The 17559-nt window shown below is 51.2% G+C and carries 13 protein-coding genes; all 13 read right to left on the bottom strand.

What is annotated here, in order from left to right; all coding sequences use genetic code 11:
• Window positions 1–249: helix-turn-helix domain-containing protein (locus tag BM202_RS18405; protein WP_143100710.1), on the bottom strand; the 249-nt coding region annotated here is incomplete at its 3' end.
• Window positions 250–395: 146 nt separating this feature from the next.
• Window positions 396–1328: an NADP-dependent oxidoreductase gene (locus BM202_RS18400; RefSeq protein ID WP_093828716.1), complete on the bottom strand. Its 933-nt coding sequence runs from the start codon at window positions 1326–1328 to the stop codon at window positions 396–398.
• Window positions 1329–1478: 150 nt separating this feature from the next.
• On the bottom strand, window positions 1479–2093 hold the full coding sequence (locus BM202_RS18395) for a 2,3-bisphosphoglycerate-dependent phosphoglycerate mutase (RefSeq protein ID WP_093828714.1): 615 nt from the start codon (window positions 2091–2093) through the stop codon (window positions 1479–1481).
• 335 nt (window positions 2094–2428) lie between these two features.
• Entirely contained in the window at window positions 2429–3232 is an 804-nt protein-coding gene (locus BM202_RS18390; RefSeq protein WP_093828712.1) for an alpha/beta fold hydrolase, read from the bottom strand.
• A 58-nt stretch (window positions 3233–3290) separates the two neighbouring features.
• A complete protein-coding gene (locus BM202_RS18385) occupies window positions 3291–4121 on the bottom strand; it encodes a sugar phosphate isomerase/epimerase family protein (protein WP_093828710.1) in 831 nt (276 codons plus the stop codon).
• Window positions 4122–4176: 55 nt separating this feature from the next.
• Window positions 4177–7368 (bottom strand): PVC-type heme-binding CxxCH protein, encoded by a 3192-nt coding sequence (locus BM202_RS18380; RefSeq protein WP_093828709.1) that lies wholly within the window; start codon window positions 7366–7368, stop codon window positions 4177–4179.
• Window positions 7369–7372: 4 nt separating this feature from the next.
• Window positions 7373–8275: a ThuA domain-containing protein gene (locus BM202_RS18375; protein ID WP_093828707.1), complete on the bottom strand. Its 903-nt coding sequence runs from the start codon at window positions 8273–8275 to the stop codon at window positions 7373–7375.
• 146 nt (window positions 8276–8421) lie between these two features.
• A complete protein-coding gene (locus tag BM202_RS18370; RefSeq protein WP_093828705.1) occupies window positions 8422–9711 on the bottom strand; it encodes a DUF5690 family protein in 1290 nt (429 codons plus the stop codon).
• A 79-nt stretch (window positions 9712–9790) separates the two neighbouring features.
• On the bottom strand, window positions 9791–10330 hold the full coding sequence (locus BM202_RS18365; protein WP_093828703.1) for an HD domain-containing protein: 540 nt from the start codon (window positions 10328–10330) through the stop codon (window positions 9791–9793).
• 28 nt (window positions 10331–10358) lie between these two features.
• Window positions 10359–11279 carry a metallophosphoesterase family protein gene (locus tag BM202_RS18360; protein ID WP_093828701.1) on the bottom strand — a complete coding sequence of 307 codons (921 nt, stop codon included), beginning with the start codon at window positions 11277–11279 and terminating at the stop codon, window positions 10359–10361.
• Between the two features lie 50 nt (window positions 11280–11329).
• Window positions 11330–12412 carry an alkaline phosphatase family protein gene (locus BM202_RS18355; protein WP_093828699.1) on the bottom strand — a complete coding sequence of 361 codons (1083 nt, stop codon included), beginning with the start codon at window positions 12410–12412 and terminating at the stop codon, window positions 11330–11332.
• A 105-nt stretch (window positions 12413–12517) separates the two neighbouring features.
• Window positions 12518–14113 (bottom strand): SusD/RagB family nutrient-binding outer membrane lipoprotein, encoded by a 1596-nt coding sequence (locus tag BM202_RS18350; RefSeq protein ID WP_093828697.1) that lies wholly within the window; start codon window positions 14111–14113, stop codon window positions 12518–12520.
• Between the two features lie 80 nt (window positions 14114–14193).
• Window positions 14194–17529, bottom strand: coding sequence for a SusC/RagA family TonB-linked outer membrane protein (locus tag BM202_RS18345; RefSeq protein WP_093828695.1), 3336 nt, complete (start codon window positions 17527–17529; stop codon window positions 14194–14196).
• Window positions 17530–17559 lie beyond the last annotated feature (30 nt).

Raw genomic sequence — 17559 nt, 5'->3', positions numbered from 1 at the left:
TTTACGTCCCCGTCCTGGTTTGGTTTGTAGTCCTGCGAGTCCATCGGTTTTAAAGCGTTTCAGCCAGCTATTAACACTCACATGGCACATGCCCACAATCTGGGCAACATCTTTCGATTTACGGCCAGCCGCTTTGAGTAGGATGGCTTGGCAACGCATCCGAAAGCTATGGCTATCATTGGTTTTTAATTCACGTTCTAAATCGGCACGTTGGATATCGGTTAGAACCGGAGTATTTACTCGTCCCATGAGGGCAAGTTAGAAAATAATGCAAACTATTTCTCACGGACTACTTAGAACCAATCGCTTTAATCAAAAAAAGCTTCCCGAAAGTTGTAAATTTTCGGGAAGCTTTTTTTCTGCTCAGCGTAGTCAGAGACTACGCCGAACGAACATTAAAACGTCAGGACAATCTTGCCGGTTGTCCGGCGGCTTTCCAGTTGCTGGTGGGCGTCGGCGATCTGGTCGGCGGGCAGAACCTGGCTCACGGTGATTTTTAGTTTGCCGTCTTCAATGAATTTGTTGATGGTACGTAGGTCATCACCACTGGTATGTACCAGAATACGCTCGGCATGAATATCAGGCCGCATGGTCAGTACTTTGTCCATAGCGGCATAGGCAATGGAAATCAGCCGACCATTCGATTTGAGGACACTGGCCGAGGCAAAAATCGTGTCGGCGCCGGCCGTATCGAAAACGAGGTCGAGGTCACCTAACGATTCTTCGACCGTATTCTGGGTGTAATCGACAAATTCATCGGCGCCGAGCGATCGGACAAAGGCCTCGTTTTTACCCGAAGCGGTACCAATGACATATCCACCCAGGGCTTTCGCCAACTGAACCCCTAAATGCCCAACGCCACCCGACGCGGCCTGAACTAGCACTTTTTCACCGGCTTTGAGATGGCCGTGTTCGGTTAGTGCCTGCCAGGCCGTCAGGACTGCCAGTGGGGCCGCAGCTGCTTCCTCAAAGGATAGGGTAGTTGGTTTCAGGGCGAGGTGCGCGGCTGGTGACGCTACGTATTCAGCATATGCATTGCCGGGTTCGGGGAAATTGACCATGCCATAGACGGCATCACCCGTTTTGAAATTTGTTACGTCACTGCCAACTTCGTCAATCACGCCCGCTATATCCCAGCCCAGAATGATTGGGTGTGTGTACTTTTTAGAGTAGGGTGTGATGCCGGTGCGGGTTTTAAAGTCGGCAGGATTCACACCAAAAGCATTGACTTTTACCAGCACTTCATCGGCTTTGATAATTGGTTTGGGTACGTCCTGGATAGAGAAATTTTCGACGCCACCCCACTCACTTAATACAACGGCTTTCATTCGATTACAATTTGTGATTCTTGTGCATCCTTTAACAGGATAGTCGCCAGAAGAATTCACCCCCAAACCCATACTTGCGCAGTAATTGAAACGTATCAGCTTACGGTAGGTTTGGGGACTTGTCTTCGTCGATAGTCTAGAGTTGAAATCTCATTTCGGCAGTAGGGTAAATGCGCCCGTTGTTTGATCGTAGTTGTATTGGCGTGGAATACCGGTCGCTAATTCGACTTTCTCGATGTCTTCCGGGCTGATATGCTCCAATTCCATCAACAGCGCCCGTAAACTGTTGCCGTGTGCCGCTACCAGCACGGGTTGTCCGGCTTGCAGGTGCGGCAAAATAGCCGATTTAAAATACGGAATTACACGTGCGTGCGTATCAGCCAAACTTTCACCATGGGGCGGCTGGTCGGTATAGCCGCGACGCCACCGGAATACCTGTTCGGCCCCAAAACGTTTCTCGGCTTCGTCTTTATTCATGCCCTGCAAATCACCATACATGCGCTCATTCAGGGCCGCGCTACGTTCAATGGGTAAATCCGTCTGGCCAATCTCGTCCAGAATAAGGGCCATCGTTTCGATAGCGCGTTGTAATTCCGATGTAAAACCGATTCCGAAGTTTGGGGGTTGGTGAGCTTTGAGTAACGCACCGGCTTCGCGGGCTTCATGCTGACCCAATTCGGTGAGCGGGGTATCGACATTGCCTGTAAAGCGATTTTCTAAATTCCACTGCGACTGGCCGTGGCGAACGATAACGAAGAGCGGCATAAAAAGATCAATAGACTCGTGAATGATAAGGCACTAATTGGGCATGGTTTCTAAACAGGAAAAACGCTTAGAAACCATGCCCAGTAGTCCATTTCAACGAAGCCTTAGCCTTAATAATTCGACTTTATACCATTAATTCTCCATCGGATGATCCTTCAGTAACTGGGTTGGCGAATAGAAATCCTTCTTGCTTTCGGTAACGGCTTTACCTTTTTCACCTTGTTGGGAGGGACAGCCGGCGCCGACTTATTAACTAAGAAGCCTACAGGCGATGATTATAATGTAGACATGAGGTAAGGTAAGTAGGGGTTCATTTATAGAAAATAGGAATAGAGTTAATGAGTTAGCAGCCAGTTACGAACGCGAGGATTGAAGTCTTCGATGCATTCCCAATGGAACGCGTGCCCGGCCTCGTCATAGAAATGAAGTTCGCTGCCTGGAATCGCACCGGCTACTTCTTCGCTCATCCAGACGGGTGTAAAAATATCGTTCCGTCCGCCAATTATTAGGCAGGGCTTATCGATCTGGCTCAGTTGCGCTAACGTATTATGAGTGATGCAAGCGTCGGCCTGCCCTTCCAGCCCATGCAACGGCTGGGGCGAGGCATCGATAGCAGCCTGTTGTTGACTGGCCTGAAGTTCAGCAAACGTAGCGTCATCATCCCAGCTCCGCTTGGCGTAAATCAGCAATTGAATATAATTTGCAAACTCTTCGGGACGGAGCCGGGCCTTGATCGTTGCTATATGCCGGAAGATGGCTGTGGCCGTGCGGTCGCAACGCGCCCACGGACACATGAGTACCAGTGAACGAACTTTATCCGGATGCCTCAGGGCCAACTGCTGAGCAATCGTACTTCCCATCGATACGCCAACGACCCGCACTGATTGTAACCCAAGTTTGTTAATCAGGCCCGCATAATCGTCCGCCATTTGTGCGGTGCTATAGGGGCCTATTGGCTTATCGGACTGTCCAACACCCCGGTTATCGCCCAGAATACAGCGAAACGAATGCTGCCAGTCATCGGCGTGTTTTTCCCAGACAGAGCCGGGCGCTGTAATACCCATAATCAGCAGCAACGGCTCTCCCGATCCCCGCTCCTGGTAATACAAGTTAATGCCGTTGGTTTCTACAAAAGGCATAGTCAGGAAAGATTATTTAATGAGTAAAAAAATCTGCCGAATGGCTTCACTCATTCACTCATTTAATTACTGCCGGAAGTAGTGTTTCGTATACCCAGCGACCATCGTGCAACGTAACACCATCCGGATCGTCCATTGCTTCTGATCCTTCATCTTCACAGATAATCCAGCCGCTATATTGCTGCTCGATCAGCCACTGGGTTATCCCCACAAAATCAACTTTGCCCTTGCCCAGTAGTGCAAATTCGGGCTCGCCACTCCAGTCTTTGTAATGAACCAGATTAATGAGCGATGCGTACTCTTTCATTTTTGTCAATGGGTCCATACCGCCATTGATAAGGTGGCCAACATCGGGGGTCCAGCCGGTTACCGATGCATCAAGCGATTCGATAATTACGCGGTAATCCTCCTCCGTCCGGGTTATGGATGAATGGGGAGAATTGGGGTGAAAACTACAGGGTACGCCCTGATCTACCGCCCGTCGCGATACACGATTAACGATATTGACGAGATTACGTCGGCGGGTTTCAAGATTATGCCGTCCTGTTGGTTTTTGAACGGTGCAGAGCAGCGCACCTGGAAACTGTTTTAGCAGGGCAATACATCGATCAGCTTCATGCCGCTCCTGTTCGGTTTCATCGGCCCCATTCCAGTCGAGGGCTAAAGCAATGGCGGCTAATTCAACGCCTTGTTCATTGAGTTTCTGGGCTAGACTTTCGGGATCGGGCAGATCGCCCATCCAGTTATGAATTGGCTCTATACCCGCAAAACCCGCCTGAGCCGTAATATCAATCATATGCCCCAGGCGATTAGCGTGGGTTTGACCATTATTGTTCATGAACCAAGTGTAAGCCTCGGCTCCGAAGCGAAAAGGAAATGGAGATAGCATAGTTATTCTGTTGACGTACTGAGCCTATGTGATTGAAATTGAACGTTTGCGATCATCATTTTTCCATGGGATGATCTTTCAGCAACTGGGTTGGCGAATAGAAATCCTTCTTGCTTTCGGTAATGGCTCTGACTTTTTTTACCTTGTCGGGAAGGACAGCCGGGGCGTTGTTGCCAAATGAATTTCGTACATAGGTCAACACGGCGGCTATTTCGTTGTCTTTCAACAATCCGCCAAAGGGAGTCATCGGCACCTGACCGGGATAGGTCTTGCCCCCCACATCGATTGGACCCATAAGTCCTTTCAAGGCGATCTTGATCAACCGATCCTCGTTGCCCGATACCCATTTTGTGCCAATAAGGGGCGGAAAGCCGGAGGCCGTAAGCCCTTTTCCATCGGGTTGGTGACACGTAGTGCAATAACCTTCCTTGCCGTAGATTTCTTTGCCCAGATTGTACAGGGCTAGTTCTTCACCTTTCAGCGTTGACTTCACAACCACCTCTTTTTCCTTCTTCACATTTTCGCCCTTGAGGTGAGCAACGGCTGCATCATAGGCATGAATCATCCAGTCATCCAGCGGTTTCTTCGACGCTTCTGCCAGAATGGGTAATCCCTTTTCCTTGCCAATCCACGAAGCCGCGACAATGGCGTCTAACCGAACCCGGCTATTATCGTCACGGACGGCCTGCATGAGCAAATCGGCCTGATCGGCAACCTGATGACCCGTATACCGCACCACCTGAACGGCAGCCGCCCGGGCGTGGTAATCTTTTGCCTTCAATACCTGACGTAGCAGCGGTTGGTCGACTTTATTCATGCCCCAGCTCACCCACAGGCCTTCCAGCAAATGGTGTTCGTATCTCGGATCTTTTTTGTCCAGTCCGGCTACCCAGGTTTTGAGTTTGGCCAACACTTGATTCACATCCCGGCCTCTCAGTTCGCGCCGGGTGCGGTACCGGGTACGATATTCAGGAAGCTTCAGATTATCCAGGAGTTCTTCGATGCTAGCGCCGTCAATTTTAGCCGGTTTCACCAAGGGCCGCGACGGATACGTAATGCGGTAAACCCGTCCGTGCGAATGGTCACGCAGTGGGTCACGGGCGTTGTGCTGCATGTGTCCGATCAGGATGTTGTGCCAGTCGATTATATACAAGGAACCATCGGGTGCAAACTCCATGTCGACTGGCCGGAAGTTCCGGTCCTCGCTAACAACCAGATCGGCCCGGTGGTGGCTTTTATAGCCAGTTCCATCATCGGTCAGCGTATGTTCTTTCGTGCCCAGAAAGCCAATAGTATTGTTGATTAGAAAATCGCCCTGAATATCATCCGGGAAATGGCGGCTGGACACAAATTCCAGACCCGACGTTGGACGTACACGATGAGCCTCTTCGACCAGTTGAACCGACTTATGCGTAAACTCTCCGTAGCGCGGCAATACCGAACCGGGCATCATCCAGCGAACATCGGGGCTGGATGTTTCGGCGAAAAAGGGTTGTCCCCAATCATCGAAAGCAATGCCCCAGGGGTTGGGAATGGAAAGCTGAGCGGTACGTTCCAGTTTGTGAAGCTGTGGGGCATACCGGTAAAATCCACCGTTCGTGGCGCGTACTGGGCCGTAAGACGTTTCTACGTTGGTATGCAAAAACACGCCCTCGCCCGAATAAATAGCGCCGGATGGGTCGGTAGTGAACGCGTGGCTGTTATGGTGGGTGTCATGATCATCATAGCCGCTCATGAGAATTTCCACTTTGTCGGCTTTTTCGTCCCCGTTTGTATCGGTGTACAGTTTCAGGTTAGGGCCCTGCGATACATAAACGCCTTCTTTCGCCAGTTCGAAGCCAAGAGGCAGGTGTAGGCCATCGGCAAACACGCTTTGCTTGTCGGCCTTGCCATCCCCGTTTGTGTCTTCGAGAATGATGATCTTGTCGTTGGGTTTTGAATCGCCCGGCTTGTAGTGCGGGTAACTCGGCATGGTGGCAATCCATAACCGGCCCTTGTTATCGAAAGACATCTGCATGGGTTTCGCCAGGTCCGGAAATTCCTCTTCTGATGCAAAAAGCTCAATTTTGTAGCCCTGAGGTACTTTTAGCTTCGCCAGTGCCTCCTTGCCCGAGAGATACGTTAGGCTGCCGTTTTTCTCCGGATTATAATTGGTTTTTACGGGTGGCAGCGGTGACGTGTTTTTATCCGCAACGCTAAGGTCTAGCTTTTCGCCTTTTGATGCCGCCAGCCAGACAGCGTTGTCCCGAATGGCCGTTAACTCCCGAATTTTCTTTATTTCTGCCGGATAATTATCCGGTCCAAATGGATCATACCGACGACCATACACGTGAACGCCATTCGGAATTTTATAGTCGTTGTGCCACATCCAGTTCTTCTCCATCACGGCGTCATGAATCAGTTTCCGGTTGGCTTCCGCTTTGGGCGATGCCTTGCCAAACACCTGATCGGCCAGCAAGACGCCTAACTTTTTATAGCCTTCCTCTGTGAGTTGAGAACCGTCGATGGTTAGTGGTTCCTTGCTGTCGTCATACCATTTCTGGGAAGGCGCAAACGCATCGACAAAGAGCACTTTGTTCTGCTCGGCGACCTCCTGCATGGCCCTGGCATACAGGGCAATGTTCTCATTTTCTTTTTTGCCATTCGGAAGGTCAAGCGTGGCCGACAAATCCTCAAAGGCGATGGGCGATACGATGGCCAGTTGAGGGGCATTACGTCCGTTGTATTTCTGATTGAGTGTCCATTTGATAAAGGCATCCAGTTCTGCTTTGTAGTTCGCCAGCCCTTCTTTGCCCTGAAACGATTCGTTGTAGCCAAAAAAAGCGATGATTACGTCGGTTTTGAGCCGGGTAAGCCACTCATCGGGTGATTCAAACTGACCCTGACTATCGGACGGATTGGCATATTCAGTCTGAAATTTCTCGGCACCAGGGAATGCCCAGGGCGAAAATCGACTCGAGCGAGGCCGGAAACCGGGCGTATCCCCCGCATCGCACATGTTACGTATGTACAGCGAATCATCAGGATAGCGAACCTGCATTTCGGTCTCGAAGTTGTCGTAATTCATCATTCTCGACCCGAGGTTATTGCCCAGCAACATGATGTGCGCCCCTTTACCAACTTTTAGTGGATCGGCGGCCGTAACCGAGCGTCGGGCCGATTGAAACGCCGTAAACGCAACAATAGCCAGTCCAACCACAACGAGCGAGCCAATGAGGCTGGATTTTCCAGAAATTAAGGACTTCATAGCATCAGGATTTTTTCGGGTGGCCGTATGGAACGTCAATGGCGATTTTGCCCTTCCATTTTTTGGGAACAGGTAAGCCTAATTCCCAATGGATGGCGTTGATAACCAGCCGCTGAAATGACTCGACCTGGAAATCTTCGGGATGGCCGAGGGTTGTTATAAAGGCCTTTCCACCCCACTGATTCTGCCACGTCCAGGCCACAGGGTTATCAATGGCTTCTTTATCGGGATTAACCGATTTGCCCATTAGCAACGGCACTGCGCCTTTTGCCGGGTAGTCTGGCAGAACGCGATAGAGCCAGGAAGACGCGTGAAAAGACGGCGCAACGCCCGTCAGGATTGGATTCTGAGCCGCTGCCGGAATGATCGTTACGTCGGTCGTGCTTTTATGGCCGTAGTGCGTATGTTTAGCCTCGCCACCCCAACCCGGAGGAGCCCCGAACGCAAACTCACCGAAGGCATTCCAGCGTTTACGGTCGTCGCCGTCGGGGTAATTGAAGGCGTGGGTCGTGGTGCGGAACCCCATCACCGGCTTGCCTGATTTCAAGTAATCGTCAATGTATTGCAGTTGTTCTTTCGGGAGCAGCCGCCAGCGCAAATAGAAAACCGCCAGATCAGCCTCGCGCAGAGCCTCAAGGCCGGGAATATCTTTTTCGCCGTTGTAATCGGGCTGAGATTTCAGTACGGTCGTGCGCATACCGTAATTCTTTTCGAGTTCGGCGGCAATCAGCGGCAGCGTCAGTTCGCCACTGTACTCGTGATCGCCCGTCACAAACACTACGTATGGTTTGGCTTTTGCTGAATCGGGATTTAGATGATGAGCAATAGCTTCGGCCTGACTCGCTACACCCGTCAGGGCCAGCAGACTCGTTGCCTGTTGCAGAAAGGCACGTCGATTGGTTTGCATGAAAGGCTGTTTTAGGGAAAAGAATCAACCTGCCAATCTAAGCGGATTTGGGACTGGATTTACTTATGATGAGACGTATTCATCTGTTTTTGACTATTCGACGTAGTTGAAAGGCTGCGTCAAACGGCAGGGCTACGCGGAGTAATTCAAACCACACTTTCCTGTTCCTGAAGAATGACCCTGTCCCGAAATCGTTTTCGGAAATAGATGAACGAGCCTACGACCAGTACGCCGTATGTCAGGGATAAGATGTAGGCACCGTCCACGAAAAACTCCCGGTAACTGATGTTGGCGTGCCCGAAGTTCTTGTAAAGCAATACCGCTACGCTGCCAAGATAACCGTACCAGTCAGCGAGTGTCACGATAAAGCCGACCGTGCTAACGTACCGAAACGATGCAATCAAGCGCTCGAAATACAGCCCGTTGCAAGGCACATACGCCATGTATAACCCCAACCCCGTCAGCAGAAACCAGTTGCCTGGCGACAGATGACCCGTCGAGTAAGCATACGTACTTAACCCCACTAAAGCACCACCCGCCAGCATCAGCCCGTTGAGCAACGCGAAAGCCCGAAAATTGTTGGTGACGCGCTGGAGAAGCGCCATCACAATAAGAATGCCGAGCGCTATCAATGTTTCCGTTTTGGCAAAAACGCCCGGATTCTGCACGCCCGCATCCTTCAGAATTTCGGGGCCAAAATTGTCGCGGAAATCGCGGAAGGCCGAGAGTAATACGTAGGAGGCAATGAGCAGCACCAGTCCCGGCCTAAAGCTTCTGACGAAGGCCCGACGCTCGGCCGCATCCATTGGTTTACGTTCCGTACGTAGCGCGCGGTCTTCAGCGGTTGGTGGGGGCAATAGCGTCAGCGCATAAATTGACACCAGCATGGGCAGGACGAATAGACTTCCCGTTACAAAGGGCAGCCAGAATTCCGACACACCCCAGTCGGCCCGGATTGTGAGCGCCACGGTTTTGACGAAGCCCGACGCAAAAATGAAGGACGCCGTCAGGCCCGCTACGAGCGCATCTGTCTGCCGTCGCCCTTCCAGAAAGCCCAGCATGGTTCCGTAGATCAAGCCCAGGGGCAGTCCATTCAGGAACAGAAAGATGATATTGTAGGGCGCTGGAACCAGGGCAAACCCAAGCAGGGCCAGTAAGGCAATCGCGACAAAGAACAGAATATTGATAGCCCGTCGTCCGGGCGACATTTCAGAAACGACTTTAATGCCGATTCCCTTCGACAGGGCGTAGCCAAACACCTGAGCCGTCACGAGCCAGATTTTATAGCTGATCCCGGCAAAAGCCATGCCCTCGAACGTAACGGCTGTGATGCCCCTTCGGAAGGCATACATACAGGCATAGGTGCAAAACGCAGCCGTTGCCCCAAAGATCACGAACGTAGTGGGGTTACGAAGAAAAGCGGGAGATTTTGGCATGATGCAATATATTCATTTTGTATTACATCAACAGGCCGAATAGGCTACTGAACAATTTGGGTAAAATAAACGCTACGATTTATCCAATTAACCGCTCACTCATCGCTACGTAGTACTCAATTCCCGGCGTTGGCAGGTGCGGAATCTTCGCTTGTTCATCCCAGGTTCGCAGCAATAGAATACCCTTGAAGTATGGATTTGTCTCAAAAGACAGGGCTTCTCCCGCACTCATGGGCCCGCCCTGAAACTCCAGCGTTCGCAAACTCGCTTCCGACAGTCGGGCAAAGTAATTCGGATTTTTAAATACCAGATAGCGCTTGGCATTGACGTGATGTTCGATCAGTTGGGCCACTTTCTCCGAAAATCCCCGCTCACGCAGGTAATCGGCGCCCAGTCGCTCATGATCAATCGTACCGTAGCCGTCCATGTATCCACCCGCTAATTCGGGTGGTAATAGATGACCAATGTCGTGCAGAAACGCAGCGACAATGGTTTCATCATCGGCTCCTGCCTGTTCGGCCAGTTGCGCGCATTGCAGGGCGTGTTCGAGTTGGGTGACCGGCTCTCCAAAATAGGCGTCATCGCCACTTTGGGCGAAGAGATTCTTGATGGTTTCCATCTTTATTATGTTGTTCGCGATGGTGCGTTTACGCGTATTGCAGATACGTCCGTTCAACGGTTCCGTCGTCGTATAAATCAATTAAGGCATATCCGGCTTTGGTTTGCTGATACGTATCACTTTTCCACCAGTTGCCACTAACGGCTCCGTTGCACAGATATGTAACCCCGTTGTAATCAACCCGGTCGAGCAAATGCATATGGCCGCTCAGCGCTGTTTTTACGTTGGGATATTGATAAAAAAGCTTGAGTAATTCCGGCGTATTGGATAGCACCAGCCCGCCCGAAATTGTCCAGTTGCCGTCTTTATTATTCTGCTCGCTGAAGAACGCAGTAGGACTAAAAATCGGGATGTGCGACATCACTAAAACCGGCGTTTTTGTGCCGGTTTTGGCTAAATCCTGTTTTAGCCAGTCCAGTTGCTCTGGGTCAATATTGCCCGTATACCACATACCGTCCGGCTTGGGCTGTACACTATCGAGGATGATAAAATGCCAGCCGTTCTTATCGAAACTACGATACCGACCACTGATCTTCATGAGGTCAACGGCCCATTTCTTGCCGTACATCGGATCGCTTTTCGCGCCCTCGAATCCCCAGACATCATGATTGCCAATGCAGTATTCAATGGGCAGTGAGTTGTCGGCTTTCATGACCGTGTGCCAGGCATCCCATTGTTTCTGTACGCCATCCCGATCCTGCTTCAGCGCATCCATAATTACGTCGCCCCCGTGCAAAACGAACGATGGTTTGTCGGCCTGATTCTGCGCATGATGGAAACATTTCGCTATGCTTTCCATCGGTTTGGTGTCCGGCGTTATGTGCGTATCGCCGATGTAGGCAAAGCGAACACTACGTTTCCTGGCAGCGGGCGCGGTAGTAAGTAAGGGCTGAGACGCGGGCACAAGTGGCAGTAGCGCAGCCGATTTGAGGAGGGTTCTACGGTTCATAAGTTCAGCAATGAGCTATGCATGAGTACAGATATGACAGAGAAAGACCATCACCGATTACCGCTACTGATGGAGTCAATGGGCTTCCCAACCGGATGGTCGCTTTTAAAATCGAATCCCAACAACCGGGCTAACGTAGCGGCAAGCTGATTCTGGAATAAAACAGGCCCATTACTTTGCTCACCCGACGTAGCGACGCCCGGCCCCATTGCTGCTAGCCATATCTGGTAAGAATCGGCGGTTTTGGTGCCGTGATCTTTCCAGCGGGCTTTGGGTGTGTGCCCTCGTCCGTGATCGGTCGTCACTAAAATAGCTGTTTTTCCGGCGTACTGCGGCATGGTCTGGATCATTTTCCACAGATCGGCCAGGTAAGTGTCAATGGACTGAACCATCCGTAGATGATCGTGGTAACGTCCGGCATAGGCCAGATCATCGGTTTCGTCGAACGACAGAAACAGGATGCGCGGCTGCTTCTGCTTGACGTATTGTCGAGCTGAAAAATAGGTCAGGAAGTCAGCCCGCACGCCGTCGCCAAACTCCCGTGGGTATAACGTAGTCAGATCACTCAGGAGCGAATCAGCAGACGTAACAGGGTGGCTTGGTTCATTGGCAGAGCTGGCTGGAATGCCACTTCGCTTTTCGTTAACGGCCGCTTCGATCACATCCCAGGATGAAAACACGGCTACTTTTCCTTTGTAGTCCGGCTGCTGATTCAGAAACTCTAATACCGTTACGTTCGGATTGTCAATCTTGTCGTTCGACTTGATGCGGTCGTCCGCGTAGCCGCTCAGAATTTCGTTATAGCCCGGATAGCTGAACCAGTGCGGATTCGATACGTTCATGCGATTCCCCAACTGCCGATTCCCGTAAAGCTGGCCTTGCTTTCCAATTGTGTTCCACAGAAATGGCATAATTCGTACCCGGCGTTCGGCGGGCGTAGCGGCCCAGAATTGTTTACGGGCACTGGCCGTATCGCGACTGTACACTGGATCGAAAAGCAGCGTTGAGTCAGCCCCATTAAAAACCTCCTGCCAGCGCACGCCATCGAGCGTTACCAGAATGAGATTTTGAGCTGGTTGAGCCAAAGCGGAAACGCTTATGAAGAAGCTGAGTAGGAAAAGAATACGTCGCATAGTTTATCGGATGTTCGGCGTAGTCTCTGACTACGCTCAACTGCTATAGCTAAAAAGACCTATACGGTTTTAAAAACCGTATAGGTCTGGCTTGAAAGTAGTGAATTATTTCAGTACCCACATCGCGGCATTAATATCATCGTTGCCACCGAACTGACTCGCTAGCGCTGCGCTGTTGTTCGCGGTATTGTACGAGCGCTCTGTCGATGGATATTGCCAGCGTAGTGGAATGCGGGTACTGTTGCCTGTACCGGGTCCAGTCAGGAACGTTGGAACGCCCGTCCGTCGCTGATTGTAGAAGGCTTCCATACCCGATTGCTGAAAAAATGCCAGGTATTTCTGGGTCAGAATCTGGGTCAGACCTGGAGCACCCGCTACATATTTCACGGCTGCCTGCGCGTAATAATCGGCAAAACTGACAGTAACCTGATATGTATTGAACAACTTATAACCACCATCGGCCGAGAAAAATACGTCGTTGCTACCGTCTTTCAGGCCATAAAATCCCCAGGATGCCTGGATGCCTTTTTTGTAATAATCTTCCGCGCTGCCCGTCGCCCAGCCCCGGTTGATGCCTTCGGCAATCGTAAACTGCAATTCAGGATAGCCGATAATGATATAGGGTTCAGCGGTATACGTGCTGTAATAGTGTTTGCGATTCTGGAACGAATAAGCGCCCTGATTCGCAGCCGACGACATAATAGCTAAATCTTCGCCCGACGATGCACCAACAAATGCCGCAAAATCGGTTGGCTTGATACCGGCGGCAACTTTCGCTGTTGCGGGTTCGGCGACCACAAACGTGCGTGGATCTTTCAGCGCTGTCAACGTACCCAGATACGTAGCGGCCATGTTCTCACGCGTAGCGCTTTGACCAAAATTGTCCGGATTGCGAGGATACTTGTTGAATTGAGTGTTGTAGACGTATTGAAGATTGTCGTCCATCGAACTCATCACCGGAAACCTGGTGGGGTTATTGACAACCTCCGCAAAGCGCGTCTTCACGTTCAGGTCTGTATCGGCTTCTTTCTTGCTCAGGCTAATCAGCACCCGCAGTTTGAACGTATTGACCACCTTCTGCCATTTGCTCAGGCTGTTATTCAGATAAATATCACCCGTGAGGCTGTTATCGCTTTTTGCGATGAGGGCGGTCAGGTCTGTATTGGCGTCGTCGAGCCATTTCAGAACCTGCACGTACACTTCCTTTTGCGTATTGTATTTGGGCGCTTGGTTATCAAGGCCCTGCAACGCGTCTGTCAGGGGGATATCACCTACCCGCTTGGTCATGTTCTCGAAAAAGAACGCCCGGAAAAATTTACCCAATGCCGAGTATGCATTCACGTCGGGTAAGCCTACTTTTTTGGCTTCCTGTTCCATTTTCACTACGTCTTTCAAGGTCGTGTAATAGAGATCGGTTGACGTCCAGGCGTAATCGTTGGTTGAGTAGTAGTTGTAATTACTGGCATAAAACTGGTTCCAGCGCTGTTGATCGCTCCAGCCTCCATTCGTAACGCCATGGTAGCCCGTTGGAGCCGTGTTTGCATTATACATGTCATTCAGTACACCACTGAAAACCAGCGATGCGGGAGCGCTGGTAGGCCGGTTCGGGTCCTGTTCGAGCTGATCAAATGGCTGTTCGCAACTGGCCAGTGATAACCCAAGAACCGTTAAAGAAAGCAGGAGAATTTTATTGAGTTTCATGAGATTATAGTCGTTAATTGACAGTCGTCAGTCACTAGCGGAGCCACTCTTGACTTCCGACTAATGACTGACGACTATTCTTAAAATACCAGATTCAGATTGATACCGTACCGACGTGTCGTTGGCGTTTGCAGGCCCGAGATGCCGCCCGTTAGATACTGGTCGAGGTCGATGTCTTTGTATTGGGCGAAGTACAGCAGATTGCGCCCCACCAATGATACACTGGCCTGCTTCACACCGACATGGCGTAGCAGGTTTTGCGGCAATGAATAACCAATGATAACCTCGCGCAGTTTGGCAAAGCTCCGGTCCATCAGGAACGATTCCGTAGACCCAAACGCGCGGGCGATGTAATCCTGTTCGAAAGTTTTCGTGGTGTTTGGGCCATATTTTAACTCGCCGTAATTCAGTACATTACCGTTCACGTCGTAGTTGATGGTTCCACCTGTCAAAGCGACTCCCTGGCCTACGAAGGACGTAATGCCCTGCACATCATTAGGCCGGGCAGCCCCATAAGCACCCTGGATCGTTTCGATGTGCCGTCCACCCTGGAAAGTTTTCTGCCGGACATAATCGCCGATGACCCCGCCAACGCGACCGTCGAACTGGAAACTGAAGTTGATGTTTTTGTAGCTGAACCGGTTGTTGATTCCCCAAACGAATTTCGGATTGACGTAACCCAGAAACTGCGACACCGGGTTTATGATCGGCCGTCCACCGTCGTCATTAATCAATTGACCATCAGGCGTCCGCACAAATGCGCTCGAATAAAATCCGTCGGTTCGGTCGCCAATGTTGATAAACCGTTTATCGCTACTGCTTCCGACAAAAAAGTTTGATGCCAGTGTGTTGATACCGCCTTCTGGATAGACTTCTTTCAGTCGTTCTGTATAGGTGGAGTAGTTGGCGACAACATCCCAATTGAAGCCTTTTGGCGAACGAATAGCCTGCCCCGTCAGCGAGATTTCACCACCCTTTTTCTGGGTACTGATTCCGTTAACCAGTCGACCGGTGTAGCCCGTTGCTTCCGACGATGGGAGTGTGAAAATGCGCGGTCCGTCGTTGCTAACGTAGTAAGCCGCATCCAGTGCCAAACGGTTGTTCAGGAAACGAATGTCCAGTCCGATCTCCGATTGTGAGGTCGAGTTGGGTTTCAGATTTGGGTTGTTGAGCGTATTGGTATAATAAGCCGCCGGTTTATTGTTATAGGCCAGGGGCAAGGTATACACCGCCGAGTTCTGATACGTTGGTCCACCATACGACGAGTTATAATCGACACCATAGCCGAGCGGAAACGAAGCGCCCGGCGTAGAGCCGATGGTCGATTGGGTCAGGCCGTCTTTTACGTTGGCATACGACGCTCGCAGTTTCAGGAACGAGATACCAAGTTTGGCCGGTAACTGGACGTAGTCCGAAATGACCGTGCTCAGCGCCACCGACGGATAGAAGTACGCATTGTTCCCCTTCGGCAACGTCGAGAGTTTGTCGATCCGGCCTGTGGTGGTCAACGTAGCGTAATCGCGGAACGTAAAATCAGCCGAGTAGTAGGCCGATAACACCCGCATATCCGACTGGAAATTCGACGCAACAACTGGGTTCGATGAGTTGGCAAAATTGTAGACGCCCGGTACGTTCAGGTAGTTGGTGCTGGCGAAATCGGAGTTGTAATTGAAAATACGCGCTTCACCACCGACCAATGCGTTAATGGCCAGATCGGGCGTAACTTTCTTGTTGTACTGAACCAGCACCTGGTTAATATTGTCGAACAGGTTCCGGCGATCTTCGCGGTAGTCACCCCTGGCTTCTTCGCGGCCGTAGCTCGTAGCCGAATAAGGGAATTTCTCCGTACGAAGCAGGCTATAGGTTGTCAGTTGTGTTTTGGCCGTAACCGTCAACGCATCCGTAAGTTGGTAACGTAGCGATGTGTAGCCGTACAGGTTGCTGTTGTAATGGCCGCGCAACCAGTATTTTGCCAGGAACCACGGGTTATTATACCGCTGATATTCCGCATAAATCTGTTGGGAGCCTTCTTTGCCGGGCTGCCAGATCTGCTTCATGTCGTCGATATTCCAGTCGGCCCCACCCCAGGCAATGATGTTATAGATTAATGAGTTAGGGCCGTAGTTTACGTCCGGAAAGTTGGGCGTATACTGTCGGTTGTAGTTCATGCTGGCCTCAAAGCGGAGTTTGGGCGAAAAATTGTAGCCACCCGTTACGTTGAAGTTCGTTACGTTCAGCTTGGTATTTGGCACCAGTCCCCGCTGAAAATTGTGCGACAGGGAGAAGCGCATATCGTATTTCTCCCCCGATGCAGCCACCGCTATGTTGTTGTTCGACTGAATACCGGTCTGGATAAACCGGCTGAGGTTGTCCTTGCCGCGTGGCAAAAATGGCGTTGGCTGCCGGTTGCTGGTAAAGGTTTTGCCGTTTGGGAATGTCGTGGTGAACGACTGGCCCGGCAAAACCGGACTGTCATATTGCGGAATTAGCTGACCATTCAGTGCTGGTCCCCAGATGTCGTAATCACCGTCGTTGAGGCCGTTGCCTTTCCCATCGCCGAAGGCATACACACCGTGATCGCCGGGACCGTATTCGTCCTGTACTTTCGGAATCGCAAGGAATCCCTGGTCGGCCATCTGGCTCGTATTGACTTCCACCGAAAAACCACGTTTATCTTTCGTGCCGCGTTTTGTCGTGATCAGAATGGCCCCGTTTTTTCCCCGGAAGCCATACAGCGCCGAGGCCGACGCGCCTTTCAGCACGGTATACGTTTCAATATCATCGGCGCTAACATTCCAGGTATCAGACGTAATGGGAATCCCATCGACCACGAACAAGACGTCTGAATTGCCACGTAGTGAAATGTTCGGACGGCCCAGGAGTTCCGACGAAGATCCTATTGTTAACCCGGCCACTTTCCCCGTTAGGGAGTTGATCGGGTTTGGTTCGCGGGCTTTCAATAACTGTGTTCCATCGACGGTTTGCACCGTCACCCCCGTTTGCCGGATATCCTTTTTGATGCCGAGCGCCGTCACGACGATTTCGTTCAGTGTCGATGAGCCGACAACCAGCGATACGTCGATTGTTATACGATTGCCCACGGCAACGTCCTGCGTTTCATACCCGATGAACGAGAACGTCAGCGTATTGGCCGATTGAACAGAAATGGAATACGTACCATCGGCGCGGCTGGTTGTACCGGTAGTTGTGCCTTTCACGATGATCGACACGCCGGGCAATGGCTGGTTGTCTTCACCGGAAACAACCCGACCGCTAACGGTCTGCGCGAAAGCGGTCAGGCCGGATAGTAGGCAAAACAAAAACGCTACGGCCAATCGACGTAGCGTGCGAACCGGGCGGGCGGTTCGTTGCCGGAGTGGTTGCGGTAGCGTTGAAGAAGGTAAAAAAAGAGTCATGCGTTTGCAGGTTGAGATTACTCAAGTAAA

It is taken from the genome of Spirosoma endophyticum, from assembly GCF_900112365.1.
GTDB lineage: Bacteria > Bacteroidota > Bacteroidia > Cytophagales > Spirosomataceae > Spirosoma > Spirosoma endophyticum.
The sequence above is the reverse complement of the archived record's forward strand: the minus strand, read 5'-3'. Positions and strand labels throughout refer to the sequence as shown.

Coding starts and splice junctions, on each gene's coding strand:
- BM202_RS18375 (WP_093828707.1), bottom strand. CDS start 8,275: ATGCAAACCAATCGACGTGCCTTTCTGCAACAGGCAACGAGTCTGCTG.
- BM202_RS18380 (WP_093828709.1), bottom strand. CDS start 7,368: ATGAAGTCCTTAATTTCTGGAAAATCCAGCCTCATTGGCTCGCTCGTT.
- BM202_RS18400 (WP_093828716.1), bottom strand. CDS start 1,328: ATGAAAGCCGTTGTATTAAGTGAGTGGGGTGGCGTCGAAAATTTCTCT.
- BM202_RS18390 (WP_093828712.1), bottom strand. CDS start 3,232: ATGCCTTTTGTAGAAACCAACGGCATTAACTTGTATTACCAGGAGCGG.
- BM202_RS18345 (WP_093828695.1), bottom strand. CDS start 17,529: ATGACTCTTTTTTTACCTTCTTCAACGCTACCGCAACCACTCCGGCAA.
- BM202_RS18365 (WP_093828703.1), bottom strand. CDS start 10,330: ATGGAAACCATCAAGAATCTCTTCGCCCAAAGTGGCGATGACGCCTAT.
- BM202_RS18355 (WP_093828699.1), bottom strand. CDS start 12,412: ATGCGACGTATTCTTTTCCTACTCAGCTTCTTCATAAGCGTTTCCGCT.
- BM202_RS18385 (WP_093828710.1), bottom strand. CDS start 4,121: ATGCTATCTCCATTTCCTTTTCGCTTCGGAGCCGAGGCTTACACTTGG.
- BM202_RS18360 (WP_093828701.1), bottom strand. CDS start 11,279: ATGAACCGTAGAACCCTCCTCAAATCGGCTGCGCTACTGCCACTTGTG.
- BM202_RS18350 (WP_093828697.1), bottom strand. CDS start 14,113: ATGAAACTCAATAAAATTCTCCTGCTTTCTTTAACGGTTCTTGGGTTA.
- BM202_RS18370 (WP_093828705.1), bottom strand. CDS start 9,711: ATGCCAAAATCTCCCGCTTTTCTTCGTAACCCCACTACGTTCGTGATC.
- BM202_RS18395 (WP_093828714.1), bottom strand. CDS start 2,093: ATGCCGCTCTTCGTTATCGTTCGCCACGGCCAGTCGCAGTGGAATTTA.